Origin of the sequence: Brevibacterium moorei (assembly GCF_024580735.1) — a bacterium.
Taxonomy (GTDB): Bacteria; Actinomycetota; Actinomycetes; order Actinomycetales; family Brevibacteriaceae; genus Brevibacterium; species Brevibacterium moorei.
Window position 1 is genome coordinate 46,605 of record NZ_JANIJX010000009.1, and the last position, 25,373, is coordinate 71,977.

Annotated in this window: 19 protein-coding genes and 1 pseudogene; 14 read left to right on the plus strand and 6 right to left on the minus strand. The window is 67.1% G+C overall.

What is annotated here, in order from left to right:
* Positions 1-10: 10 nt before the first annotated feature.
* Complete coding sequence (locus tag NQ034_RS07730) at positions 11-1,372, minus strand: sugar porter family MFS transporter (RefSeq protein ID WP_257048090.1); 1,362 nt, start codon at positions 1,370-1,372, stop codon at positions 11-13.
* Between the two features lie 42 nt (positions 1,373-1,414).
* Positions 1,415-2,776 carry an enolase C-terminal domain-like protein gene (locus NQ034_RS07735; RefSeq protein WP_257048091.1) on the minus strand — a complete coding sequence of 454 codons (1,362 nt, stop codon included), beginning with the start codon at positions 2,774-2,776 and terminating at the stop codon, positions 1,415-1,417.
* 253 nt (positions 2,777-3,029) lie between these two features.
* Here NQ034_RS07735 and NQ034_RS07740 point away from each other — a divergent pair, with 253 nt between their 5' ends.
* From NQ034_RS07740 to NQ034_RS07765, 6 genes are all read left to right on the plus strand, one after another.
* Positions 3,030-4,355, plus strand: a complete 1,326-nt coding sequence (locus NQ034_RS07740; RefSeq protein WP_257048092.1) for an MFS transporter — start codon at positions 3,030-3,032, stop codon at positions 4,353-4,355.
* Between the two features lie 49 nt (positions 4,356-4,404).
* The gene (locus NQ034_RS07745) at positions 4,405-5,463 is read left to right on the plus strand and encodes an Ldh family oxidoreductase (RefSeq protein ID WP_257048093.1); all 1,059 of its coding nucleotides are present in this window, start codon (positions 4,405-4,407) and stop codon (positions 5,461-5,463) included.
* Positions 5,464-5,472: 9 nt separating this feature from the next.
* Entirely contained in the window at positions 5,473-8,136 is a 2,664-nt protein-coding gene (locus NQ034_RS07750; protein WP_257048094.1) for a UxaA family hydrolase, read from the plus strand.
* Between the two features lie 161 nt (positions 8,137-8,297).
* On the plus strand, positions 8,298-9,362 hold the full coding sequence (locus NQ034_RS07755) for a DctP family TRAP transporter solute-binding subunit (protein ID WP_257048095.1): 1,065 nt from the start codon (positions 8,298-8,300) through the stop codon (positions 9,360-9,362).
* Entirely contained in the window at positions 9,362-9,952 is a 591-nt protein-coding gene (locus tag NQ034_RS07760) for a TRAP transporter small permease (RefSeq protein ID WP_257048096.1), read from the plus strand. The genes NQ034_RS07755 and NQ034_RS07760 overlap by 1 nt, the downstream gene beginning before the upstream one ends.
* The gene (locus NQ034_RS07765; RefSeq protein WP_257048097.1) at positions 9,952-11,232 is read left to right on the plus strand and encodes a TRAP transporter large permease; all 1,281 of its coding nucleotides are present in this window, start codon (positions 9,952-9,954) and stop codon (positions 11,230-11,232) included. The genes NQ034_RS07760 and NQ034_RS07765 overlap by 1 nt, the downstream gene beginning before the upstream one ends.
* 110 nt (positions 11,233-11,342) lie before the next feature.
* On the opposite strand, the gene NQ034_RS07770 is transcribed toward NQ034_RS07765, so the two are convergent.
* Positions 11,343-11,609 (minus strand): FCD domain-containing protein, encoded by a 267-nt coding sequence (locus NQ034_RS07770; protein ID WP_257048098.1) that lies wholly within the window; start codon positions 11,607-11,609, stop codon positions 11,343-11,345.
* Positions 11,610-11,790: 181 nt separating this feature from the next.
* Here NQ034_RS07770 and NQ034_RS07775 point away from each other — a divergent pair, with 181 nt between their 5' ends.
* On the plus strand, positions 11,791-13,056 hold the full coding sequence (locus tag NQ034_RS07775; protein ID WP_257048099.1) for an MFS transporter: 1,266 nt from the start codon (positions 11,791-11,793) through the stop codon (positions 13,054-13,056).
* Positions 13,057-13,074: 18 nt separating this feature from the next.
* On the opposite strand, the gene NQ034_RS07780 is transcribed toward NQ034_RS07775, so the two are convergent.
* Together NQ034_RS07780 and NQ034_RS07785 are read right to left on the minus strand one after the other, a co-directional pair.
* Complete coding sequence (locus tag NQ034_RS07780; protein ID WP_257048101.1) at positions 13,075-13,512, minus strand: hypothetical protein; 438 nt, start codon at positions 13,510-13,512, stop codon at positions 13,075-13,077.
* A gap of 31 nt (positions 13,513-13,543) precedes the next feature.
* Positions 13,544-14,440: a LysR family transcriptional regulator gene (locus tag NQ034_RS07785; RefSeq protein WP_257048102.1), complete on the minus strand. Its 897-nt coding sequence runs from the start codon at positions 14,438-14,440 to the stop codon at positions 13,544-13,546.
* Between the two features lie 96 nt (positions 14,441-14,536).
* On the opposite strand from NQ034_RS07785, the gene NQ034_RS07790 reads away from it, so the two are divergent.
* The 7 genes and pseudogenes from NQ034_RS07790 (at position 14,537) to NQ034_RS07820 (ending at position 23,442) form a co-directional block, all read left to right on the plus strand.
* Complete coding sequence (locus NQ034_RS07790) at positions 14,537-15,868, plus strand: MFS transporter (protein WP_257048103.1); 1,332 nt, start codon at positions 14,537-14,539, stop codon at positions 15,866-15,868.
* 36 nt (positions 15,869-15,904) lie between these two features.
* Positions 15,905-18,259: pseudogene (locus tag NQ034_RS07795) on the plus strand (arylsulfatase).
* A gap of 8 nt (positions 18,260-18,267) precedes the next feature.
* Entirely contained in the window at positions 18,268-19,242 is a 975-nt protein-coding gene (locus tag NQ034_RS07800) for a formylglycine-generating enzyme family protein (RefSeq protein WP_306439911.1), read from the plus strand.
* Positions 19,243-19,251: 9 nt separating this feature from the next.
* The gene (locus NQ034_RS07805; RefSeq protein ID WP_257048106.1) at positions 19,252-20,574 is read left to right on the plus strand and encodes an alkyl sulfatase dimerization domain-containing protein; all 1,323 of its coding nucleotides are present in this window, start codon (positions 19,252-19,254) and stop codon (positions 20,572-20,574) included.
* Positions 20,575-20,679: 105 nt separating this feature from the next.
* The gene (locus NQ034_RS07810) at positions 20,680-21,489 is read left to right on the plus strand and encodes an ABC transporter ATP-binding protein (RefSeq protein WP_257048108.1); all 810 of its coding nucleotides are present in this window, start codon (positions 20,680-20,682) and stop codon (positions 21,487-21,489) included.
* Positions 21,489-22,529, plus strand: a complete 1,041-nt coding sequence (locus NQ034_RS07815) for an ABC transporter substrate-binding protein (RefSeq protein ID WP_257048109.1) — start codon at positions 21,489-21,491, stop codon at positions 22,527-22,529. The genes NQ034_RS07810 and NQ034_RS07815 overlap by 1 nt, the downstream gene beginning before the upstream one ends.
* Before the next feature lie 10 nt (positions 22,530-22,539).
* Positions 22,540-23,442, plus strand: a complete 903-nt coding sequence (locus NQ034_RS07820; RefSeq protein ID WP_257048111.1) for an ABC transporter permease — start codon at positions 22,540-22,542, stop codon at positions 23,440-23,442.
* A 44-nt stretch (positions 23,443-23,486) separates the two neighbouring features.
* Here the strand turns inward: NQ034_RS07820 and NQ034_RS07825 are convergent, their stop codons facing one another.
* Positions 23,487-25,217: an HNH endonuclease signature motif containing protein gene (locus tag NQ034_RS07825; protein WP_257048112.1), complete on the minus strand. Its 1,731-nt coding sequence runs from the start codon at positions 25,215-25,217 to the stop codon at positions 23,487-23,489.
* Positions 25,218-25,373: the final 156 nt, after the last annotated feature.

Consider the following 25,373-nt stretch of genomic DNA (forward strand, 5'->3'; position numbering starts at 1 on the left):
TCTGAAAGCCTCAGGCCGTGGCCGAGGCCTGGCGCCAGTGCGCTTCGATCTCCTCCAGCGACTTGCCGCTGGTCTCCGGGACCCGCGCCAGCACATACCAGCATGCCAGAGCGGACAGGGCGGCGAAGATGAAGAACACCCACGGCCCGATCCCGGCGAGCACGACGGGGAAGATCGCGGAGAAGATGGCGTTGAACAGGTACTGGGTGAAGGTGATGACCCCGGTGCCGATCGCGCGCACCGACAGGGGCAGGACCTCGGGCACCAGCAGCCAGAACACCGGACCCATGCCGATGCCGAAGGCGAAGGTGTAGACGAACACCGCGGCGATCGAGAACCAGCCGGCGTCGGGCAGCAGCCACAGGGCGATCATCGCGATGGTCTGGCCGGCCATGGAGATGGCCAGCAGCTTCACGCGGCCCAGCCGGTCGATGATCGGCAGGGCGATCGCGGTGGACACGACCAGGGCGATGCCCACGCCGTAGTTGGCGTACATGCCGGCCGAATCGCCCATCCCGGATTCCTGGAAGATGATCGGGGCGTAGTAGACGACCGCGTTGATGCCGGTGAAGACCTGGAAGAACGTCAGGATGAACAGCACGATCAGCGGTTTGCGCGATGAGGTGAACAGCGCCTTGATCCCGCCGGTCTGGCGGCTCAGGCTGCCCGCGATGTCATCGGCCTCGGCCCTGGCGATGTCCTCGGTGGCGCGCAGGGTGGAAAGCACCTTGACGGCGTCCTCGTGGCGGCCGCGGGTGATGAGCCAGCGCGGGCTGGCCGGGGCGATGATCATGCCGATCAGGAAGATCAGGGCGGGCACGGCGCCCAACCCCAGGATCCACTCCCATTTGCCGGATGCCTGGAAGGCGTCGCCCACGATGTAGGCGCACAGGATGCCCAGGTTCACCGCCAGCTGGTACATGCCGGTGAGCAGCCCGCGGATCCGGGTGGGGGAGAGCTCGGAGAGGTAGATCAGGCCGAACATGTTCGCGATCCCCACGCCCAGGCCCAGGAAGAAGCGGGTCGTGCCGATCAGCCCGACGCCGGGGGCGAAGAAGAACACGAGCGAGCCGACGAGGAAGATGACGGCCGCGACGATGAGCAGGTGGCGGCGGTCGAACCGGCGCGCGGCGATCGATGCGCCGATGATCGAGGGCAGGGCACCCCACAGCAGCAGCGAGGTGATGAGCCCCTGCTGGCCCGCGTCGAGCCCCAGCTGTTCGGTCATCGGCGGCAGCGCGCCGGAGATGGCCCCGGAGTCGTACCCGTAGAGCAGTCCGGAGAATCCGGCCAGGATCGCGATGAACACGACCTTGCCCGTGATCGGCTCCTTCGAATGGTCCACAGCGGCGTGGGCCGAGGTTGTAGTCAAGGCTGGATGCCTTCTTTCGTGAAGCGGTGGTTCGATGGTGGACTACTGGGCGGCGGGTGCCGCCGGCGCCGCTGCGATGGCGGCGCGTCCCTCGGGGGTGTCGGCCCATTCGGGGCCGAACGGGAAGGCGAAGTCGTGCAGGGTGGCGGGCAGGACCTCGGCGCCGGAACCGGGTGCGGCCGGTGCCCAGTAGCGTCCGGCGTGCACATCGGTGGGGGTGACGAAGTGTTCGTGCAGGTGGTCGACGAACTCGATGCAGCGGCCCTCCATGGTGCCGGAGACGGCCACGAAGTCGAACATCGACATGTGCTGGACCAGCTCGCACAGCCCCACGCCGCCGGCGTGGGGGCACACGGGAACGCCGGCGTGGGCGGCCAGCAGCAGGTTCACGATGTTCTCGTTGACGCCGGCCACGCGGGAGGCGTCGATCTGCATGACGCGCAGCGCATCGGCCTGCAGGAACTGCTTGAACAGGATGCGGTTCTGGCAGTGTTCGCCGGTGGCCACCGGGGTCGGCGAGATGCCCTGCTGGATCGCGGCGTGGCCCAGCACATCGTCGGGGCTGGTGGGCTCCTCGACCCAGCGCAGGTCGAACTTGGCCAGGTCGTTGATCCAGGAGATCGCCTCGGCGACGTCCCAGCGCTGGTTCGCGTCGATCGCGATGGGGAAGCCCTCACCGCAGATCTCGCGGGCGATCGACAGGCGGCGGATGTCGTCTGCGCGGTCGGCGCCGACCTTGAGCTTGATCTGCTCGAAGCCGTCGGCGATCGCCTCGCGGCACAGTCGGGCCAGTTTCTCATCCGAGTAGCCCAGCCAGCCGGGACTGGTCGTGTAGGCCATGTAGCCGTTGTCCTTGAGGTACTGGATGCGTTCGGCCCTGCCGGCCTCGCCGCGCTTGAGGATCGCCAGGGCGTCCTCGCGGGTCATGAAGTCGCTCAGGTAGCGCAGGTCGACCAGGTCCAGCAGGTCCTCGGCGCTCATGGTGCCCAGCAGTTCCCACAGCGGCATGCCGGCGCGCTTGGCCTTGAGGTCCCACATGGCGTTGACCACGGCGCCGATCGCCATATGGCTCACGCCCTTCTCCGGGCCCAGCCAGCGCATCTGGGAGTCGTGGACCAGCTCACGCCAGAAAGATCCCATGTCTTCGAGGATCGGTTCGACCTCGCGGCCCTTGATCGTCTGGGCGATGACGCGGATCGCCTCGGTCTGGATGTCGTTGCCGCGTCCGATCGTGAAGACGAAGCCGTGGCCGGCGTCGGGGGCGCCCGCGGCGTCGTCCGTGGTGCGCACGATCAGGTAGGCGGCTGAGTAGTCAGGGTCCGGGTTCATGGCGTCCGAGCCGTCGAGGCTCTTGGACGTCGGGAAGCGCAGGTCGACGACATCGATGTCGGAGATGGTGGACATGATGGCCTTTCCGTGGAGATCACTGGTGGATTCGGGCGGCGGCCAGCGCACGATAAGCGACATCTGGCGGCGCTGCCCGTCATGTCTTGATTCAAACATAGGATGTTTCGCGCGGTCAACCGAATTCGGTGTCTCCTTGCGCATAACCCCGATGTCTTATAGGTTACTTGAAGTTCCTATAGGAACGCCCGATAAGTGACATGACGGAACGGTGAGAGCCTCCGCCGTGACCCCGTGCAAAGGAGCATGCCCGATGGCAATCGCGCTCGATCGATCCAAGGACGGATCGCAGACCGCACCCGCAACACCCGCGGACCGGAAGAAGAACGTCAAACGGACAGCGGCGGCCGGCATCGTCGGCAGCATCATCGAGTTCTACGACTTCACCCTGTTCGGCCTGGCCGCGGCCGTGGTCTTCGGCCCGCTGTTCTTCCCCAGCCAGTCGCCCGCGGCGCAGACGATCAGCGCGCTGCTGACCTTTGCGATCGGCTACATCGGCCGCCCGATCGGCGGCATCGTGTTCAGCCACTTCGGCGACCGCTGGGGCCGCAAGCCCATGCTGCTGGCCACCCTGCTCATCATGGGTGTGTCCACACTGGCCATCGGCATGCTGCCGACCTACCAGTCGGTGGGCCTGTGGGCACCCGTGCTGCTGGCGATCTGCCGGATCGTCCAGGGCATGGGGGCCGGTGCCGAACAGGTCGGCACCATGGTCATGATGGCCGAGAACGGCGGGAAGAAGGGCCTGGGCCTGCGCATCTCCCTGCCCGGCATGGGCACCTTCGGCGGCATCGTCATCGCCACCGCCGTCTTCGCCCTGGTCTCCACCCTGCCGGAGGAGGCGCTGTTCAGCTGGGGCTGGCGCCTGCCCTTCTTCTTCGCCGTCATCACCATCGCCATCGGCATCTGGATCCGCTTCGGGATCACGGAGACCGAGGAATTCTCCCAGGTCGAGGACCAGGGCAAGGTCACGAAGGTCCCCGCGCTCGAGGCCATCAAGCAGCAGTGGAATCGCATCCTGGTGGGCTGGGGAATCGCCGGACCCTATCTGGCCTTCTCCACCCTGGTCCAGGTCTACATGCTGTCCTACATCACCAAGACCCTGGAGATGCCGGCGAGCTTCGGGCTGACGGCGAACCTCGTCTCCTCCATCCTGGCGGTCGCAGGCGTGCCCTTCTTCGGCTGGCTGACGGACAGGGTCGGCCGTGTCACGGTGTGGCTGTTCTCCATGCTGATGTTCGTCGTCTTCGGCCTGACCGCCTTCGGGCTCTTCGGCACCGGCAATGAGCTCATCATCATCGCCACCATGGTGCTGGGCCTGAGCATCGCACTGGCCAGCGGCTACGCCTCGCACAGTGTGCTGCTCTCGCGCCTGTTCAAGCCCGAACACCGGCTGTCCGGCCTGGTCCTGGTGCGCGAGCCGATGTCCGCCTTCCTGGCCGGGCCCATCGCAGCGGTCGCCGCTGCCCTCGTCACGGCCGCCGGGGACAAGCCGTGGCCCGTCACCCTGTTGTTCGTGGGCTTCGCCGTGATCGGCGCCGTCACCGCCTTCGCGACCCGCGCCTGGTACAAGGACTGACGTCCTGCCCCTGTCACAGCCCCACCGACTCATAGAAGGAAGCCATCCCATGAAATACGATGTCACCGGACTGCTGGACCTCGCCGCCGCCGCCCTGCAGACACAGCACGTGCCGGCCGAGGACGCCCGGCTGACCGCCCGCAGCCTGGTCCTGGCCGACCAGCGCGGGATCAACTCCCACGGCCTGCTGCGCCTGCCGCTCTACGTCTCCGCCCTACGTGAGGGCGGGATCAAGGCCAACCCCGAACCCGTGCTGCGGGCCACCGGTGCCACCGCAACGCTCAATGGCGACGCAGGCCTGGGCCAGGTCGTCATGCAGCGCGGGGTGGACTGGGCCGTGCAGGCCGTCGCGGAATACGGAATCGCCGCGATCTCCGTGGAGAACTCGAGCCACTACGGCGCAGGGCAGTTCTGGACCGACCAGCTGGTGGCCCGCGGGCTGGTGGGCTTCCTGACCTCGTCCACGGGACCCACCGTCGCCCCCTACGGCGGCGTGTCCACGGTGCTGGGCACCAACCCGCTGACCATCGCCATGCCCAGCGCGGGGACCGACCCGCTGACGGTCGATATGGCGACCTCCAACGGGGCCTTCGGCAAGGTGATGGCGGCCAAGCAGGCAGGCCGGCCCATCCCCGCCGGCTGGGCGGTCGACGCCCAGGGCAATCCGACGACCGATCCGCAGGGCGCGATCGACGGGGCCCTGGTGCCCTTCGGCGACCACAAGGGATCCGGCGTGTCCGTGCTGCTGGAGGGCCTGGCCTCGGCCCTGAACACCGCGACCTACGCCTTCGACACCCAGGACATCTGGGACAACCCCGCCTCCCGGATGAACAACGGCCACTTCCTCATCGCCTTCGACACCGAGCGCTTCGCCGGCCGCAGTGCGGTCGAAACCAAGGTCGCGGCCCTGCAGGACGCCGTCCACGGCGCCGGCGCCCGGGCCGCCGACGGGACCAGGGACACGCTCCTGGTACCAGGGGAGAAGGAATACACGCTGCAGCGGGAGTATGCGGTCGCGGTGGAACTGGGCGACGCCCTGGTCGCCGATCTGCGCGCCCTGGCCGCCGAGCTGGACGTGGACGCCGCCGCGCTGACCGCGGTGGGGTAGGGTGCCGCCATGACCCTGGAGACCGCCGGACCCCACGGGGCCGTAGGGGCGAAGACGCCCCAGTACATCCTGCCCACACCCGAGGACAACGTCGCCATCGTGCCGCGGCGCCTGGACGCCGGGACCGTCCTGCGCATCGACGGGGTGGAGCGCGTGCTCACCCACCCGATCCTGCAGGGCCACCGCGTGTGCGCGCGCCCGATTGCGCGCGGCGAGGCGCTGACATCCTGGGGGATGCCCTTCGGCCACGCCCTGGCCGATCTAGCGCCGGGGGACTATGTGTGCAATGAGAAGATGCACGGCGTGCTGCTGGCGCGCCATCCCGGCGAGTTCCCCGCTGACCTGCCCGTGACCTTCCGCGACCGCGACACCGTGGCCGATCGGACCCTGCCGGAGCACCCGGCATACGGGCCCAATGTGCCCACCCGGGCAGATGAGCGCACGTTCCCCGGGTACCACCGGGGACCCAAGCGGGGCTGGGGGACGCGGAACCACCTGGCGATCATCGGGGTCACCTCGCGCTCGCGGGCCGCTGTGTTCGCCGCCGCCGCACGACTGTCCGAGCTCTACCCCGCCACCGCGGACTTCGACGGGGTGGTCCCCGTGGTCCACACCGAGGCCGGCGGGGCCACGGCACCGGCGAACAAGGACCTGCTGCTGCGCACCCTGGCCGGCTTCGCGGTCAATCCGAATGTGGGCGCTGCGGTGTTCGTGGGCGATCCGGACAATGCGGTGAGCAATGCCGAGGTGCTGGCCGCCCTGACACAGGTGTATGCGGATCCGCAGGAGTACGCGGTGCGCTTCTGCCTGGCCGCCGACGCCGGGGACGAGGCGGTCGAGTCCATCGTGCGGGTGGCCGAGACGGTGGCGCCGCGGGTCGTGGCCCAGCGCCGGACGCCCGCGCCGCTGTCGGCCCTGCGGGTGGGTCTGCAGTGCGGTGGCTCCGACGCCTTCTCCGGGGCGAGCGCCAATCAGGTCCTAGGCGATGCGATGTTCCGTCTGGTCGACCACGGGGGCGCTGCGAACCTGGCCGAGACCGATGAGCTGATCGGCTCCGAGGTCCACACCCTGGCCCGGGTTGCCGATGCCGGTGTGACGGACAGGTTCTTAAGCGTTCAGCAGCGCTTCAAGGACTATGCGGCGGCCCATGGCCACACCGCCGAGGGCAATGTGTCCGGCGGCAATATCTACCGCGGCCTGTACAACATCACGCTGAAGTCCCTGGGTGCCTCACGCAAGAAGGACCCCAGGCTGGCGATCGACTACGTGATCGACTACGGCGAGCCGATGACGGCTCCCGGCTACTGCTTTATGGACTCACCCGGCAATGACCTGGAGTCCATCGCGGGCCAGGTGGCCGCCGGTTGCAATCTCATCATCTTCACCACCGGCAACGGCTCGATCACGAACTTCCCCTTCGTGCCCACCCTCAAGGTGGTCACGACGACCGAGCGCTTCACCAAGCTGGAGTCCGATATGGACTTCAACGCCGGCCGGATGCTCGACGGGCTGCCCCTGTCCGTCTGCGGGGAGGAGCTGTTCGAACTGGCCCTGGCCACGGCCGGGGGAGTCCGGTCCAAGGGCGAGGCCTCTGGCCAGTCGCAGACTCAGATCTGGCGGTCCTGGAGCGACCGGCCGGTGGCCTCGGCCAGGCCGGCGGGGCATCCGCTGGTCGCGGCGGCGGCCGCGGGTGGGGACCTCGGGGACGGCGCGCCGGTAGCAGCCAGGGTGGACCTGGTGCTGCCCACCAGTCTGTGTTCGGGCCAGGTGGCCGAGCAGATCGCCCACGGCGAGAGTGCCCCGGGTCACGGGCAGGGCGGCGCCGGACTGCCGGTGATCGCCCTGCCACACACCGAGGGCTGCGGGGTGTCCAGTGGCAGTGCCGAGGAGATCTTCCGCGATACCCTGATCGGCTATGCGACGCACCCCTATGTGGGCAGCTGCGTGTTCTTGGAACACGGCTGCGAGAAGACGCACAACGACTACTTCCATTCGGCCCTGGCCGAACGCGGGGTGGACGCCGGGGCCTTTGGCTGGGCGAGCATCCAGGGTGACGGCGGAATCGCGGCAGCCACCGCGCACGTGCGCGGCCTGTTGGGCGACCGGGACGATGCGGGGGCCCCGGCCGCCGGCCGTCTGGACGGTCCCGTCGTCGGGATTGCCACCGGCCGGGGGGCCGCTGACGGACTCGTGGCCGAGGCGATCGAGGTGATCCGCGGACTGTTGGCCCAGGGCGGCTCCGTATTGGTGGCCCAGGGAGATCCGCTGCTGGCCGATCCGCGATTCCGCACGGCCTTCGGCATCCCGGGCACCGGCCCGGTGGCGCCGACTCTGGCCTATGCCGCCGTGGTGTCAGAGCCCGGACTACACGTGATGGAGCTGGGCACCGGGGACTGGCTCGAGGCCGCCACCGGGATGGGCGCATCCGGTGCTCTGGCGCTGCTCGTGTTCACCGCGGGCCGGCCCTGGCAGCCGCACCGCTTCATCCCCACCGTACAAGTGGGGGATCAGCCCGTCGCCGGGCTCGACGTGGTGCTCGGCGGTGGCGGAGCCCGGCCGAGTGTGCAGTCGGTCCTGGCCGCGGCACTGGCCGGTGAGTTCGCCTCGCAGACCCCGCCGCGGGCCGATGTGGGCTTCCAACTCACCCGCGGGGCCCTGGGTATCTCGATGTGAGTATCCCGTGTTTCGGATCCATGTGGATCCATCGGATTCATATGGATCCGAAACATGGGATGACTCTTGCAATGCACATCACATTCATATAGGTTGTTCAGCATTCCTATAGGAGAGCTTTGGGGGAATGGACCCCCACTTACCGTTCGAGGGAGAACGATATGAGACGACGACTGGCAACGGCTGCCGCCGCCTGCCTGAGCGCGCTCGCACTGACATTGTCCGGTTGCGGCTTGATGGACCCGGTGGACATCAGCGGCTTCGCCAAGGACGCACCGGATCCGGACGCCAAGGTGATCCGGCTGGCCAATGTCTACGAGTCCAAACATCCGTCCAATCGCTGCGGCACCGCCACTATGAAGAAGGAACTGGCGACCAAGGGCATCGATCTGCAGGTCTACCCCTCGTCCCAGCTGGGCACCGAGGCCGAGATCGTCGAACAGGTCGCCACCGGGGCCCTGGACATCGGCATCTCCTCCGGTGCCTTCTTCGGAGTCTGGTACCCGGATTCGGCAGTGGTCGATGCGCCCTATCTGTTCACGAGCGCGGACGAGTACGATCAGGGCACCCGCGGCAAGACCCTGGAGAAGGTCTACGACGATATGGCCGCCGAAACCGGCCTGCACGTCTTCAGCTCCTGGTACTACGGGGCGCGCCATGTCACGGCCAACAAGCCGGTGCGCAACCCCGACGACTTCAAGGGCCTGAAGATCCGGACCCCCGATGCTCCGCTGTACCTGCAGATGATCAACGCCTTCGGCGGGACCGCCACGCCGATGGCCCTGACCGAGGTCTACCTGGCCCTGCAACAGCACGCGATCGACGCGGAGGAGAACCCCATCCCGACGGTGTCCTCGAACAAGTTCGAGGAAGTGCAGTCGACCATCAGCCTGACCGGGCACATCGTCCAGGGCATCCAGCTGGTCACCAGCGACCACTTCCTCGACGGGTTGGAGCCGGCCGACCGGGACGCCGTGATGCACGCGGCGGATTCGGCCCGCCGGGCGAACCTGCAGTGCGTCAAGGACGAAGAACGCGACATCCTGGCCAACTGGAAGTCCGATGACACGATCAAGGTCGTCGAGGATGTGGACGTGGACGGTTTCCGCGACCGCATCAAGGACCAGATGCTGCCCAAGACGCCCTATCAGCAGCTCTACCTGGACATCCAGAAAGAGGTCGCGGGTATGCCCGCCGGCAAGGCATCGCAGGGCGGTGAGAAGTGATGAGTGAGTCCACCGTACCCACGCCCACGGAGCCGGTCGCAGATGACCTGGAATTCCCGCAGGATCACATCGAACGGCGTTCGGCGGTCTACCGCTGGCTGATCAACATCGAGCGCTTCATCACCAGCATCCTGCTGGTGGGACTGTTCGTCCTCGTCATCACCCAGGTCGTGACCCGCTATGTGTTCAACTCCCCGCTGTCGTGGACCGAGGAATCGGCCCGCCTGTTCCTGGTCTGGCTAACCTTCCTGGCCGCGGCCTTCGTATCATCGCGGCGCGCCCACATCACCGTGGACCTCATCGCCACCGTGGTGCCCAAGCGGGTGGCGCAGGTGATCTCGGTCATCGCCGACATCATCGTCGCAGCGACCTCCGTGGTCATCGCGATCGGCGGCATCATGCTCATCGACATCGTGCACACCGTCACCCTGCCCGCCACCGGCCTGCCCACCGGGTTGCTTTACGCCGCTGCGCTGGTGGGCTTCGTGGGCGTCCTGTTCCACACCCTCATCGCCCTGTATCTGCAGCTGCGGTACCCCGACGACGAACCCGACCCCGCCGACAAGGCCGCCGGAATGGAGGGCATCTGATGACGCTCTTATGGATGATCGTGGGCCTGCTGGTCCTCCTGGCACTGCGCGTGCCCGTGGCCGTCGCCCTGTTGGTGCCGTCCCTGCTCTACATCCTGTTCGACCCAACGGCGACGCTGGCGATCGCCGCCCAGCAGAGCACCTCGGGGGTGTTCGACTTCGCGATCCTGGCCGTTCCGATGTTCATCCTGCTGGGCAATCTGGCGAACATCTCCGGGGCCACCGATAAGCTCTACGACTTCGCGGTCTCGGCCATCGGCCACGTCCGCGGTTCCCTGGGCTATGTCAACATCTTCACCAGTTTCGGCTTCTCCTGGATCTCCGGGGCCGCGATCTCCGACGCCGCTGCGATGGGCCGGATCCAGGTGCCGGCGATGGTGCGCCGCGGTTACCCCAAGGAGTTCTCCCTGGGCATCACCGGCGCCTCCTCGCTCATCGCCCCGATGCTGCCGCCGTCGATCCCCGCGATCATCTTCGCGGTTACCGCCGGCGTGTCCGTCGGATCGCTGTTCGCCTCCGGTATCATCCCGGCGCTGATCCTGGTCGTGCTGCTGTGCATCACCGTGTGGTTCATGATGCGCAAGCGCAACGATCTGCGTCTGGACAAGGCGAGCTGGGGCGAGCGCGGTAAGAAGGCGCTCAAGGCCATTCCGCCGGCCGGTGCGGCCGTGGTGATCCTCGGCGGCATCCTCTCTGGCATCTTCACCCCGACCGAGGCCAGCGCGATCGGCGTGGCCTATGTGGCGGTCCTGGCGATCTGCTACCGGAACCTGAGCTGGAAGAACCTCAAGCACGCCCTGGTGACCACGGTGGAGACCGCCGGCGGCACCCTGCTGATCGTCGCGGCGGCCGGCCTGTTCGGCTGGGTCCTGGCCCGTGAGCAGGCCCCGCAGCTGGCCGCCGATGTGATCCTGGGGATCACCGACCGGCCCCTGGTGTTCCTGATTCTGGCCAATATCCTGCTGCTGATCGTGGGCGCGGTACTCGAACCGACCTCGGCGATCCTGATCCTGGCGCCGGTGCTGGTCCCGGTGGCCGAGGCCTTCGGCCTGAGCCCGATCCACTTCGGCACCATGATGATCTTCAACCTGATGATCGGTCTGCTGACCCCGCCGGTGGGGCTGGTGCTGTTCGTGCTGTCATCGGTCACGAAGTATCCGGTGACGACCGTGATCAAGGGCGCCGTGCCGTTCTTCATCCCGATGCTCGTGACCCTGTGCCTGATCTCCTTCATCCCGATGATCAGCCTGTGGCTGCCCGGGACGCTGGGACTGGGGTAGGGCCGAGCTGAGCACATCCCATACGGAAACCTGCAGGCCATACGCGTATACGCGTATGGCCTGCAGGTTTCCGTATGTTCTGGGCTCCGCGCGGGGCCCCACGCCCCGGCTCAGCGGATGCTGGCGATCGAACGGTCCCTGACATTGTCGATATGGGCGGCGATGGCAGCCATCGCGGTCGCCGTATCCCCGGCGCGCAGCGCACGCAGGATCGCCTCGTGCTCGATGACCGCCTCCCTGACGTCATCGGGCCCGCTGTGGGCGCTTTGGCGCATCCGATTGGTCAGCGCGCCGATTCCGGTGCCGGAGAAGGTGGCCAACTGCTGCTTCGGCGGGGCGGACGGGACGACGCTGTACATCTGCGCCTCGACCAGCATCTACCGCATCCGCACGAACGCGCGGGACGCGCGCACGCTGGCCTACGGATGAGGCGGGGCCCGACACGTACGGGCCCGGCGGGTGCATAATAGTCGGTGGCCCTCATCCGGTGGGGTGCGTACGAGCCAGCCCTCCGGCGGCTGAGCCCATTTCCGCATTCCGACCGTGAAAGGCCCCCGCATGCCCACGCCCGAACCCGCCGCCACCGAAGCCCGGCCCCCGGCGAGCACACCCATCGTGCACGATCCGAAGTACCAGCGCAAGGCCATCGTCGCCGCGGCCGTCGGCTATGGCCTCGACGGATTCGACCTGATGATCCTGAGCTTCGCGCTCTCCGGCATCATCGCCTCCTTCGGCCTGACCGACGTCCAGGCCGGTTCCCTGTCGACCATCACCCTGCTGGGCGCGGTGGTCGGCGGCGTGGTGTTCGGCGCCCTGGCCGATCGCCTGGGCCGGGTCAAGGTGCTGACCTGGACGGTCCTGCTGTTCGCCGTGTTCACCGGCCTGTCCGCCGTTGCCCAGGGCTACTGGGACATGGCCGCCTACCGATTCGTCGCCGGGATCGGGATCGGCGGTGAGTTCGGCATCGGCATGGCCCTGGCCGCCGAGGCCGTGGCCAGCCACCAGCGGGCCCGCGGCACCTCCTGGGTCGGGGTGGGCTTCCAGCTGGGCGTGTTCGTCGCCGCCATCGCATCCGGTCCGGTCATCGCCCTGTGGGGCTGGCGGGCCCTCTTCGTCATCGGCATCCTGCCGGCGATCGCGGCCTTCTTCATCCGCCGCGGGGTCGATGAGCCGGAGCACTTCACCCAGGCCAAGGCCGCCGGAGAGCTGGGCGGGGCGTCGTTCGCCCACCAGGTGGGGGAACTGTTCAAGGACGCGCGCACCACCCGGATCACCATTGCGATGATCATCCTGACGACCGTGCAGAACTTCGGGTACTTCGGCATCATCACCTGGCTGCCGAACTACCTGGCGACCTCCCTGGGCCTGGGCGTGACCAAGGGATCGCTGTGGACCGCTGTGACCGTGGCGGGGATGCTGTGCGGCATCCTGATCTTCGGGGTGCTGGCCGACAAGCTGGGCCGCCGACCGGCGTTCTGGATCTTCCAGGCGGGCGCGATCGTGTCCATCCTGGTCTACAGCCAGCTGACCGGTCCCACGGCACTGCTGGTGGGCGGCTTCTTCATGGGCGCCTTCGCCAACGGCATGCTGGGCGGTCACGGGGCCCTGCTGGCAGAGCTCTATCCCACGCACGTGCGGGCGCTGGCGCAGAACCTGCTATTCAATGTGGGCCGGGCCCTGGGCGGGTTCGCCCCTGTGGTCATCGCGCTGCTGGCCGGTTCGGTGGGCTTCGGCGCGGCACTCGCCTTCCTACCGATCATCTACGTTGTGCAGTTCCTGGCCATGTTCATGCTGCCCGAGCGCAAGGGCCAGACCCTGGCCTGAGGACTGCATCCGGGGTGTCTAGTCCTCCGCGGTCTTGGACTCCAACGCCTCCTGTGCCACACCGAGGAGGCCCGCCCCGGCAACCATCCACGGGCGTGGCCGGCGAACCCCGGCGCGGCGCAGTCCGTGTTCGATCCAGCGGTCGAGGTAGACCGTCAGCAGCGTGCCTCCGGCGCCCAGGACGGACCCCATCCCGGCTGCCACGGCAATGATGACGGGGGAGGGTATCGGCCGTTCCCCGGACGGTTCGGTTTGAGGGGAATCGGGCGTGGGGGACTTCTCCCAGGACTTATCCGGGTTCACATAGGCCACTGTCCCGGCGAGGGCTGCTCCGCCCATGGCCCCCACCGCCGCGGCCAGGGCCAGGCGGCGACCGCGGAGCCGTCCGAAGGGGATCATGGTCGAGGCCGCATAGGCGGAGCCGACGACCAGGGCTTTCGTCGTTCGTCCACTCACGTGCATGCTCCGACCCTAACAATCCGGGCGCTTATTCCAAGAGGTGTGGGGCTATCGCCTCGCGCACCAGGTCGCGGAACCAGACATTGGGTCGGTGTGCGTCGAGGATAGTGGGCCACACCAGGGAATAGTCGATGAGCGTGTCCTCCATCGGCAGGTCGACGACCTTGATCCGCGGCGAGGACCGGGCGCCGTGCCAGCTCAGCGCCACTAGGTTGTTGCCCGTTACCAGTGAGTGCAGTGCCGGTGTCGTCTCCAGGACGATCCGGGTGTTCAGAGTCAGTCCCAGGGCGGCGAGCTCGGCATCGATGAGTTCGTGGATGAGGGCCCTGCGGATGACGATATTGGGCAGGGCCGCGAACGCCTCGATGCTCAGTCCTGCATGGACGCGCGCGTCGTCGATGCCGGCCATGAGGCGGAAGCGCACAGTGCCGATTCGTGCGCTCGACATGCCGTTGGGCACACGCCTGGTGGGGACCATGGCCACGCCGAAGTTCTTCCGGTCGAGGAATCGGACCATATTGGCATCTGTCAGCGTCGACGGGGCCAGGGTCGCCGCCGGAGCGAGTTCGTGCAGGCGGGTGTAGATGTCGTGCAGGGTCACCGCATTGATGAAATCGGGCAGCAGCAGATTGAACTCCCCGGATTCCGTGGCAGGGTCGAAGTCGTCGGCCAGCAGGCGGTTCTCCACGGTCCCCATGAGTTCCTGAGCGATGGGCAAAAGGCGTTCGGCCTCGGGGGTTAAGACCATGACCCGCCCGGAGCGGTAGAGCAGTTCATCGGCGAATACGGAGCGCAGACGGCCAAGTGCGTGTGAGCAGGCGCCCTGGGTGATCCCCAGGCGCACGGCCGCTGCAGTGACGCTGCGTTCCTCCAGCAGGGCGTGCAGGGACCGGATGAGGTTGAGGTCCAGATTCGATACATGCATTCAGTACATACTAGCTATTAACTATATGCACTGGTTTTATATGTAGTCCGCTCCTAGTCTGTGGTTATCCAATTTCTTCAACGACGCAGGATTGAGATGACTTCCGTGCAGAGTTCCACCGGTGCCATGCGTGCCCGGACCACTTCCGCCCCGGCTCCGGCCAGGCCCGTGAGCATGGGCAGGGCCTGGGCCGTGACCGTCATGGTCGTATTGCTCATGATGATCAACTTCGGCGACAAGGCCGTCCTGGGCCTGGCCGCAGCCCCTATCATGAAGGAGCTGGGGATCAGCGCCGCCCAGTTCGGCGCGATCTCCTCCAGTTTCTTCTTCCTCTTCAGCCTCTCCGCCCTGTTCGTCGGCTGGCTGTCCAAGCGCTTCTCGACCTTCTGGATCCTGCTGGTCCTGGCCCTGCTGTGGTCGATCACCGCGACCCCGATCATCTTCGCCGCAAGCCTGCCGATGCTCTACCTGAGCCGGATCTCGTTGGGTGCGGCCGAGGGGCCCACCAGCCCGATGACGGTCCATGCGGTGCAGAAGTGGTTCCCCGCCCGCAGCCGCGGCCTGCCGACTGCGATGACCCAGATCGGTTCGGCGCTGGGCGTCGCGATCGCCTCGCCGGTCCTGGGATACTTCATCGCCGTCCACGGCTGGCGCAGCGCCCTCGTCGTCCTGGCCATCGCCGGCGTCGTCTGGGCTGCGGCCTGGCTGTTCATCGGCAAGGAGGGGCCGCTGGAGACCCTGGCCGCCGCGGATTCAGGCGATGTGGCCAAGGACGCCCAGGCGGACGTCCGCGTGTCCTTCTGGAAACTCCTGTTCAACCGCACCACGGTGGGCCTGATGCTGGCCGGGATCGGCTGCTACTGGTTGGTCGCCGGCGGCATCGCCTGGATGCCCAGCCTGCTGGAGGCCAAGGGCTTCGACTTCACCCACGCCGCGCTCATCGCCGGCCTGCCATCGGTGGTCTCCGCCGCCTCCATGCTCATCATCCCGCCGGTCCTGGACCGGATGGTGTTCCGCGGGCGCAGCCAGCGGGCCTGCTACGGCGGCGGCCTGGCCGTGGTCATGGTGATCTCAGCGCTGTGCCTGTTCCTGGCCCCGGCCCTGACCGGCGGCGCCCTGGTGGCAGCACTCGTCATCGCCTTCGGCATCGGCGGGGTGACATTCCCGCTGACCTTCCTGGTGCTGGCCCAGTACAGCCCGGTCAAATCCCGCGGCGCCCTGCAGGCCACGACCACGGCGGTCGTCACCTTCACCGGCGTCATCGCCCCCGCCGCGATCGGCGCACTGCTGACCTCGGCCGGGTCCATGGCCGCGGGCGCGAACACCGTGTTCCTGGTCTCCGGGGTCCTGGTCGCCGTCTGCACCGCCATCGGCGTTCCCTTGATCCATCCCGCTGCCACCATCGCCAAGCTGGGCGTCAAGGCCTGACCGGCACCCACCGTACAAACAAGCGAAAGGCAATCCGTGTCCAATCTCAAACACATCGCGCCCGCCCCGGCCGAGGCCCGCAAGCACCTGCCGATCGCCGATGAATGGGGCCCGGTCAACACCTCGCGGGACCTCGCCGGGGCGCAGACCGTCGGCCTGGGCTCGGCCGCCCGTGACCACGCCGGACCCAATGTCCTCATCGTGCTGCTCGACGATATGGGTTTCGGCGCCAGCTCGCCCTACGGCGGGCCCTGCCGGATGCCCACGGCCGAACGCCTGGCCGAGTCCGGCCTGCGCTACACCCGGTTCCACACCACCGCACTGTGCTCGCCCACCCGGCAGTCTCTGATGACCGGGCGGAACCATCACGCGGTCAATATGGCCGGCATCACCCATATGGCCACCTCGGTCCCCGGCTACACCTCCGTGCGGCCCAACACCGCGGCGACTCTGCCGGAAGTGCTACGCCTCAACGGTTACGCCACCGGGGCGTTCGGCAAAATGCACCAGACCCCACAGTGGGAATCGACCCCGGCGGGGCCCTTCGACCGCTGGCCGACCGGGGAGGGCTTCGAGAGGTTCTACGGTTTCCTCGACGGGGAATCCGACCAGTACAACCCCCTGCTCTACGACGGCACCGTGCCCGTGGAGAAACCGGACGACCCGGACTACCACTTCAGCGTCGACATCACCGATCACGCGATCGACTGGGTGCGGATGCAGAACACGCTGGCCCCGGACAGGCCGTTCTTCTGCTATCTGTCCTTCGGCGCCACCCACGCCCCGCACCACGCCCCGCAATCCTGGATCGAGAAGTACCGGGGCCGCTTCGACGCCGGCTGAGACGCCGAACGCGAACGCATCCTTGACTCCCAGCAGGCGCTGGGCGTGGTGCCCGAGGCCGCGGAACTCACTACCCGCCACGCGGAGATCCCCGCCTGGGCGGACTTAAGCGACAAGGAGCGGATGGTCGCCGCCCGGCTGATGGAGGCCTACGCCGGCTTCGCCGAACACACCGACCACCAGGTGGGCAGGCTGCTCGATGCTCTCGAAGGGATCGACCGGCTGGAGAACACACTGGTCTTCTACATCCTGGGCGACAACGGGGCCAGTGCCGAGGGCGGGATCCACGGCACCATCAACGAGAAGGCCTCGCTCAACGGCGTCCACCATTCGCTGGACGAGGTGATCGAACGGCTCGACGAGATCGGTTCCGAGACCTCGTTCAACCACTATCCGGCCGGCTGGGCACACGCCATGGACACCCCCTATCAGTGGACCAAGCAGGTCGCCTCCCGCTGGGGCGGCACCCGGGTGGGGATGATCGTGCACTGGCCCGCCGGGATCGGGCAGGTGGGCGGGGTGCGCAACGACTGGCGCCACGTCAACGACATCTATCCGACCGTGCTCGAGGCCCTGGGTCTACCCGTGCCGGAAACGGTCGCCGGAGTGTCCCAGCAGCGCCTCGACGGCACCAGCATGACCGGTACCTTCGCCGCGGACACAGTGCGGGAATCCGGGGTGGTGCAGTACTTCGAGATGTTCGGCAACCGCGGCATCTACGCCGACGGCTGGTCGGCCTGCACCAAGCACGGCACACCCTGGTCCAGTGCGGACACGCCCGCCTTCGACGATGACCGCTGGGAGCTCTACGCCCCAGACGACTGGACCCAGGCCCACGACCTGGCGCAGGAGATGCCGGAGAAACTGCGGGAACTCCAAGAGTTGTTCGACCGCGAGGCCGTGGCGAACAAGGTCTACCCGCTCGACGACCGCCGCAAGCAGCTGTTCAATCCCGATATCGCCGGCCGGCCCGATCTGGCCCGCGGCCGAACCCGGATGCGCCTGCACCCGGGGATGCGCCGGCTCCCGGAATCGGCGATCCCCAATGTCAAGAACAAGTCCTTCGCCGTCACCTCGACCGTCACCGTGGGTGAAAGCGCGGACGGGGTACTGCTGAGCCAGGGGGACCGGTTCGGCGGCTGGTTGTTCCACCTGGACGCCGGCCGGCCCGCCTATACGCACAATTACTTCTCCACCGAGATCTTCACCGTCGCAGCCGAAACCGTGCTGGCGCCGGGCGAGCACGAGTTGCGGATGGACTTCACGGTCGATCCCGACCCCGGGTTCGGCCGCGGTGGCACCGTGGTGCTCACCGTCGACGGTGCCGAGGCCGCACGCGGGCGGGTGCCCAAGACCGTCCCGTTCATCTTCTCCGGCACCACCGATGTGGGTTGCGATACCGGTAGCGGGATCATCTCCGGCTACCGGAGGGCCCAGGGCGGTTTCACCGGGTACATCGAATACGTGGACGTTCAGATCTTCCCCGACGCCGGCGCGCTTCCCACCCCGCCTCAGAAGGTCAGGCAGATCGCGGAGACGATCCAGTGAGCGGGACTCTGGGTAGTGGGCAGCCCGGCTGCTGCTGTGGGTCCGCGCGCCCGGTGGGCGCCGCGGCCGCGGAAGAGCCTGTCCCGCCCGAGGTGACAGCGGCACCTGCCGCGACCTCGGCGCAGGTGGGACTGCTCGCCCTGCCCGGTGGGGAGTTCGCGATGGGTGACGCCCACGGCGACGGGGACGTAGCCGACGGCGAGGCGCCACGCCACGCGGTGCGGCTGAGCCCCTTCTCAATCGGCGCCACGACCGTGACGAACACCGAATTCGCCGCCTTCACAGCGGCCACCGGTTATGTCACGACCGCCGAACACTACGGGTCCTCGGCCGTATTCCACCTGCTGCTGGGACCACAGTCGCAGGTATTGGGTCGCGACCCGCAGATCCCCTGGTGGTGCGAAGTGGCCGGTGCCCACTGGGCCGCACCCGAGGGCGCCGGCTCCGATATCGAGGACCGCTGGGACCATCCGGTGGTGCACGTGAGCCACGCCGATGCCCTGGCGTACTGTGCCTGGTCGTCAACCCGCCTGCCGAGCGAGGCCGAATGGGAGTTCGCCGCGCGCGGCGGGTTGAACGGCCGCCGCTACCCCTGGGGCAACCGGCTGTTGGGGTCCAGTGACACGCCGACCGAGAGCGTCTGGCCCTGCAATATCTGGCAGGGAGAATTCCCCAGCCGCAACACCGCAGCCGACGGGTACACCGGCACCGCCCCGGCGGATGCCTATGCGCCCAACGGCTACGGCCTGTACAACACGGTGGGCAATGTGTGGGAGTGGTGTGCGGACTACTTCGACCCCGCCTACTATCCGCGCTCGCCCGAGCAGGACCCACCCGGCCCCGCCGAGGGCCAGCGGCGGGTGATGCGCGGTGGGTCGTTTTTGTGCCACGACTCCTATTGCAACCGCTACCGGGTCGCCGCGCGCTCGTCGAACACCCCCGAATCATCCGCCTCGAACATCGGCTTCCGCGTCGCCCGCTGAAAGGAACATATGACTGTGACACCCGCGAAAGAACTGCTCGCCTACGCAGAATCCGCCTGGTCTGGTACCAGGCCCGTGGCCGCCACCGGCAGTGCCGCCTATAAGGAGACCGGCCCGCATCGGGTGGCCGATGGAGTGTGGATGTGGCCGGCTTTCGGCAATGTCCACATTTTCGACACCTCGGAGGGTCTGCTGCTGTTCGATGCGGGGGAGGCCCGTGCCGCGGATGCCCTGTATGCGGCGATTCGGGAACTGACGGATCAGCCCGTGCACACCGTCGTGTACTCCCATGGGCACATCGACCATGTGTGCGGGGTCGAGTTGTTCGACGCCGAGGCCCGGGTCAACGGTACGCGTCCGCCGCGGGTGGTGGCCCAACAGAATGTGGCCCACCGGTTCCGCCGTTATGAACGCACGGCCGGTTACAACACTCGGGTCAACCGGCGGCAGTTCGGTTCCCCGGAACATGCCTTCCCCGATCACTTCCGGGCGCCGGACCTGGAGTATGCGGACTTCTTGAGCCTGCGGTTGGGGGACCTGGAGATGCAGTTGCATCATCGGCGGGGTGAGACCGACGATGCGACGATCGGGTGGGCACCACAGCAGAAGATCCTGCTGACCGGTGACTTCTTCATCTGGGCCGCGCCCAATCCCGGCAATCCGCAGAAGGTGCAGCGTTATGCCTGGGAGTGGGCGGGGGCGCTGGAGTGGATGGCAGGGTTGGGCGCGGAGGTCCTGTTGCCGGGTCATGGGGCGCCGATCTTCGGGGCCGAGCGGATCCGGCAGGCGCTGACGGATACCGCCGAATACCTGTCCCATTTGGTCGATCACACGGTGGACGGGATGAATGCGGGGGCGGACCTGGAGACGATCGCGGGTTCCTTTGCCGTGCCGGAACATCTGCGTGAGAAGCGGTACTTGCAGCCCAGTTACGACGAACCGGAGTTCATTGTGCGCAATGTCTGGCGGCTCTACGGGGGTTGGTGGGATGGGGACCCGGCCCGGCTCAAACCGGCTCCGCGGGCCGAACTGGCCGCCGAGGTCGCGGCCCTGTCCGGCGGACCTCAGGCCCTGGCCGACCGGGCAGTTGCCCTGTTGGAGGCCGGTGAGCACCGCTTGGCCGCGCAGTTCGCGCAGCTGGCGGGTGACTCCTCGGGCGAGGTGAGCCGCGCCGTCGACGAGGCGCGCCTCACGGTGTTCACGGAACTCGTGGCCGCCGCGACCTCGACCATGTCCAAGGGCGTCTACCGCTGGGCCGCCGCCGAATCCCTGGCCCGCCTGGACGGGGTGGACGTCTTCACCGCCGTGGCCACCCTCAAGGCGCGGGAGTAAGCATGGGAGGAGGATCATCCGGCAAGCCGCGTTGTGCCGATACCCCCTGGTCTATAAGATCAACCTGACAACTGTCGTGTGAATCACAGATGAGGGGTGGCCCGCATGATCCGACTCGACGATATCGACGTCACATTCCCCAAACCGGGGGACGCGAACGAACAGGTGCATGCCCTGGCCGATCTGAACCTGGAGATCGCCGATCGGGAGTTCGTCTGCCTGCTCGGCCCCAGCGGTTGCGGGAAGTCCACCGCACTGAACCTCATCGCGGGCTTCACCAGTCCCACCTCGGGCACCGTCACCGTCGACGGTGACGCGGTCACGGCCCCCGGTCCGGACCGCGGGGTGGTGTTCCAGGAGGCCACCATCTTCCCGTGGCTCAGCGTCAGGGAGAACGTGGCCTTCGGCCCGAAGCTGGGACGCGGGGCCGACAGGTCCGGCCTGCACGACAAGGTAGACGAACTGCTGGAACGGGTGGGCCTGGCGGGCTTCGGCGACCACCTGCCCAGCGAGCTCTCCGGCGGGATGCGCCAGCGCGTGGGCCTGGCCCGTGTGCTCATCAACGATCCGCCCACCCTGCTGATGGACGAGCCCTTCGGCGCGCTGGACGCACAGACCCGCATCACCATGCAGGAACTGCTGCTGGAGTTGTGGGAGCGCAACCGCAAGACCGTCCTGTTCGTCACCCACGATATCGACGAGGCCCTCATCCTGGGCGACCGGGTGGTCGTGATGACGGCCCGCCCCGGCAGCATCCGCAGCATCATCGAGGTGGACCTGCCGCGCCCGCGCAGCTACGACATGATCACGGATCCGGAATACGTGGCCCTGCGCCAGCGGCTGTTCGAGGAACTGCGGCAGGAGGCCCAGCGCGCCGATGAGCTCATGGGCGTGACCCACGGGGGTGAGCACTGATGGCCGCGACCCGCAGCATCGTGCCGCGCAACTGGATCGCCCGGCTGGTCATCGCCGTCGTCCTGCTGGGCCTGGTCGTCGCCGGCGGCCGTGTCTACGGAGCGGCATCGGGGGCAGCCGGTGAGAACCGGATCCGCCTGGGCTGGGTGTCCTCTGCCACCTGGGGTCCCTGGCGCACCCTGGACAAGGAACTCCCCGATGGCATCGACGTCGAATACGTCCAGTTCAAGAGCTCCAATGATGTGCTCACAGCACTGTCCAACGGCTCCCTGGACATGTCGCCGGTGGGCTACAACAACGTCGCCTCCCTGCTGACATCGGCCAAGCCCCGTCTCAAGTTCGTCAGCGGGATCTCCTCGCGCGGCTCGGTGTTCTTGGCCCGCAAGGGCTCCGGGATCGAGGACTGGGACGACCTCAAGGGCAAGAAGATCGGCGGGGTGCGCGGCTCGACCCAGTACGTCAATATGACCGCGGCGATGAAGGCACGCGGGATCGACGTCGACAAGGACACTACCTTCGTCAATATGCAGGCTTTCCCGGATATGAACCTGGCCCTGCAACGCGGCGACGTGGACGCCATCACCACCTTCCCGCCTCTGTCCGGCGAGGTCCTGGCGGCCGGCTACGGCTCCACGGTGCCCACGATCCAGAAGTCCCTCTATGAGGGGTCCTTCGAGGTCAGCAGCGGAATCGCGGCGACCGATTCCTTCCTGGAGAAGGATCGGGACAAGGCCAAGACCGTGGTCGAGGCCTATATGAAACGGCTGGACGAGCTGCAATCAGATCCGCAGAAGTGGCAGGACGACTTCGCCACCACCTCGGGCGGAACCGGTGCCGGAATCGCCGATGCCCTCAAGGAGGGTCACTTCAAGGGCGTCTACGAGATGCCCAGTGAGGACATTCTGCGGGTGCCCAAGGTGCTGACGACCATGGGCATCATCGACAAGGACACCAGTGGCGACCTGTTGGGCTACCTGGACTATTCGCTGCTCGAGGAGATCACCGGGAAACCGGCTGACCAACTGGGCAAGACGGACTGAGGAGGGCGTCATGGCATCTGCGAAGAAGACACAGACGAAGAACACGCTGGCGAAGAAACAGTCCGCTTCCACCGCCATCACCGGCAAGGTACGGCCCGGGCGGTCCCGGCTGGCCGGCAACCTGAGCGCGGTGGGCCTGGGCCTGATCATCCCGGTGATCATCGCGATCGTCTGGGAGGTCGCCGGGCGGATGCACTGGATCGCCAACGGCCTGTTCCCGCCGTTGAGCCTGTGCGTGGCGGCCCTGGCCGACTGGGTCTTCGGACTCCACCTGTTCGGCGATCAGTTCAACCCCTCGACCGTGTACTCGGCCTCCTGGCTGGTGCACGTGGGGGCATCCGTGGGCCGCGTGCTCATCGGCTTCCTGATCGGCACGCTGCTGGCGATCGCCTTCGGCGTGATCGCAGGCGTCAGCCTGCACGGGCGCCGGATGATCGACCCGACGATCAACGCGATCCGGCCGATCTCCGTGACCGGCTGGGTGCCCCTGGCGCTCATCATCTTCGGCATCGGCGACAAGCCCGCGGTGTTCTTAACGGCCCTGGCGACCTTCTTCCCCGTCTACGTCAACACCCTGGCCGGGGTGTCCCGGGTTGACACGGGGCTGGTGCGTGCGGGGCGGATGTTGGGCGCCAAGCCGGCTGAGCTCATCATGAAGATCGTGCTGCCCGCGGCCTCGCCCAGTATCGTCACGGGCCTGCGAGTGGCCACCGGCATCGCCTGGACCACCGTGGTCGTCGCGGAGATCCTGGGTGCGAAGTCCGGCGTGGGCTATGTGCTCATCGATTCCTACAACCAGTTCCGCTTCGACTATGTGATCGCCGCGATGGCCACCCTGGGCCTGTGCGGCTACGTCACCGACCGGCTGCTGCAGTGGGTCTTCGCCGACGCTCTGCGCTGGTCGGATAAGTAATGACGCGATGAATGCGCTGGGCGCTTCAGTGCCCTGACCGGGATTCAGAAGGGTGGGACGTCGGTGTCGTCGGCATCGGTGCCCGTGTCTGTGGCGTAGGACCCGTGGGTGCCCCATGGCGTGCCAGAACCCGGTGGGTCAGCGCTCGGCGAGGTCGTGTCCTGTGAACCTGATATCCCTGGCGGGTCGGGCGGGTCGGATTCCGTCTTCCAGTCCGGTGGGGAGAAATCCTCCGGCACCCACACCGGCGGCAAACCCGCAGCGTTCCGCGCGGCACTCACATCAACCAGGGCAGCCGTGAACCGGGAATGGAATAAGGGTCGCTGCTCGATATCGACATGCCGGGGTGGAATCCACGCCGGCAAACCGGCGATCAGTTCAGCCCTCCACCCATGCTGGTCATGCCACGTATGGTGGAACCTGCACGCCAACGTCAGATTCGACACCGTCGTCGGACCACCCGAGGACCACGGGATCATATGGTGGGCATCGCACCACCCCACCGGCATATCACATCCCGGGAACGTACACCCCCGATCCCTGGCGGCGATAAGTTCAACCTGCCGGCGGGTAGCAAACCTGCCCGCACTCCTGACCGTGACTTCCCGAGTACCCGGCTGATTGGCCTGGAAATACACGAGAGCACCCGGAGACAAGGCTTCCAGATCCTGCAACCCGATCGGACCGGCAGTGGATTCGACCTCCGCCTTGCCCTGCGCGTACTCTTCGGCAGTCGCGGTGACGATCAAAGCCATACCCGCACCCTGCGGACCCGAGGCCGCTGCCCGATCGATCAGTGTGGCGAACATGTCATGCCGCCGGGCTCCATCGGGCCGCTCCCGATACCCAAACGGATGCGCAGCCTTCGCACTAGGATGTCCATCCGCGGTTACCGCATTCGATGGCAGATCACCGGGCGGCAGGTCATCGGATGCTTCGTCGGCTGCGGCGGAGTCACCGCTCGTGTCCTGTTCGGGTTTCTGCCGGTTCGTCAACAAACCATGCAACTTCCCACCCGTCACCGGATCCAACAAACCCGTCAAACTCCACGCACCATTACGCCTGGGTGTCACCGTCACATGGAACTCATCAACCAACGGCGGAACCTCGGCGAAACGCCCATCAGGATCCAGGTAGGCTCGAATCCGAGAACCCAGGACACGAATCTGGGCCACATCAACACTCGGCACCGTGTCCACCAACAACCGTTCGGCCGTGGCGTGGTGGACGTGCCGGACCGGGCGGGGGATCTTCTCGATCTCCCGGATCACCGCCTGCGCCTGATCCACCGACAGGCCACCACCAGCCAACGCGTGGGCAACATCAGGGTAGACCGGTTCCAGCCGGGCACCCGTGAGAGACCGGCCCGCCCCGATCGCGCGTGCGAACCGCACCCGCCGCCGGGCGGTCGCCCCATCGATCTTCAACAGGCGAGTCAACAGGGCTGGAAGAGTCTTCGCACCATAATCGGCCGTGGACACCTCGTGTTCGGCACGCGCCACCACGACGGCCTCCGTCGAGGCGGTCACCCGGGATAAGTATTCGATTCCCTTGAGCATCAGGAGCAGGTCGGAAGCGTCGAGGCTGGGATCCGTGCCAACACCGGCACCCAGACCAGCGAGTGACTCACTGGCGTGGACGAGTTCCGGAGCAATCTCCTGCAGACGCTCCCAATCCTCGGGGGTCAACAAGGGATCGGCCGGGCGGGCGAAGACCTCGGTGTTCTTGTCGTCATCGGGGGAACCCGCGCGTGGGAGGGTGGAATCGATGGTCATGACCTCTTCCCTCCTCCCGTATCCCAACCGAAACGCCGGCCGGACTGGCTACACACGTGTGTGCTTGATGAATGTCGGGGAAGACGAGTCGTGAAACCGAAGGGACTTCAGTGTCCGGATCGGGTTTCCTGACCTACCTCAAGTGTAGCCCAGGCC

Coding starts and splice junctions, on each gene's coding strand:
- NQ034_RS07735 (WP_257048091.1), bottom strand. CDS start 2,776: ATGTCCACCATCTCCGACATCGATGTCGTCGACCTGCGCTTCCCGACG.
- NQ034_RS07740 (WP_257048092.1), top strand. CDS start 3,030: ATGGCAATCGCGCTCGATCGATCCAAGGACGGATCGCAGACCGCACCC.
- NQ034_RS07745 (WP_257048093.1), top strand. CDS start 4,405: ATGAAATACGATGTCACCGGACTGCTGGACCTCGCCGCCGCCGCCCTG.
- NQ034_RS07750 (WP_257048094.1), top strand. CDS start 5,473: ATGACCCTGGAGACCGCCGGACCCCACGGGGCCGTAGGGGCGAAGACG.
- NQ034_RS07755 (WP_257048095.1), top strand. CDS start 8,298: ATGAGACGACGACTGGCAACGGCTGCCGCCGCCTGCCTGAGCGCGCTC.
- NQ034_RS07760 (WP_257048096.1), top strand. CDS start 9,362: ATGAGTGAGTCCACCGTACCCACGCCCACGGAGCCGGTCGCAGATGAC.
- NQ034_RS07765 (WP_257048097.1), top strand. CDS start 9,952: ATGACGCTCTTATGGATGATCGTGGGCCTGCTGGTCCTCCTGGCACTG.
- NQ034_RS07770 (WP_257048098.1), bottom strand. CDS start 11,609: ATGCTGGTCGAGGCGCAGATGTACAGCGTCGTCCCGTCCGCCCCGCCG.
- NQ034_RS07775 (WP_257048099.1), top strand. CDS start 11,791: ATGCCCACGCCCGAACCCGCCGCCACCGAAGCCCGGCCCCCGGCGAGC.
- NQ034_RS07785 (WP_257048102.1), bottom strand. CDS start 14,440: ATGCATGTATCGAATCTGGACCTCAACCTCATCCGGTCCCTGCACGCC.
- NQ034_RS07790 (WP_257048103.1), top strand. CDS start 14,537: ATGACTTCCGTGCAGAGTTCCACCGGTGCCATGCGTGCCCGGACCACT.
- NQ034_RS07805 (WP_257048106.1), top strand. CDS start 19,252: ATGACTGTGACACCCGCGAAAGAACTGCTCGCCTACGCAGAATCCGCC.
- NQ034_RS07810 (WP_257048108.1), top strand. CDS start 20,680: ATGATCCGACTCGACGATATCGACGTCACATTCCCCAAACCGGGGGAC.
- NQ034_RS07815 (WP_257048109.1), top strand. CDS start 21,489: ATGGCCGCGACCCGCAGCATCGTGCCGCGCAACTGGATCGCCCGGCTG.
- NQ034_RS07820 (WP_257048111.1), top strand. CDS start 22,540: ATGGCATCTGCGAAGAAGACACAGACGAAGAACACGCTGGCGAAGAAA.
- NQ034_RS07825 (WP_257048112.1), bottom strand. CDS start 25,217: ATGACCATCGATTCCACCCTCCCACGCGCGGGTTCCCCCGATGACGAC.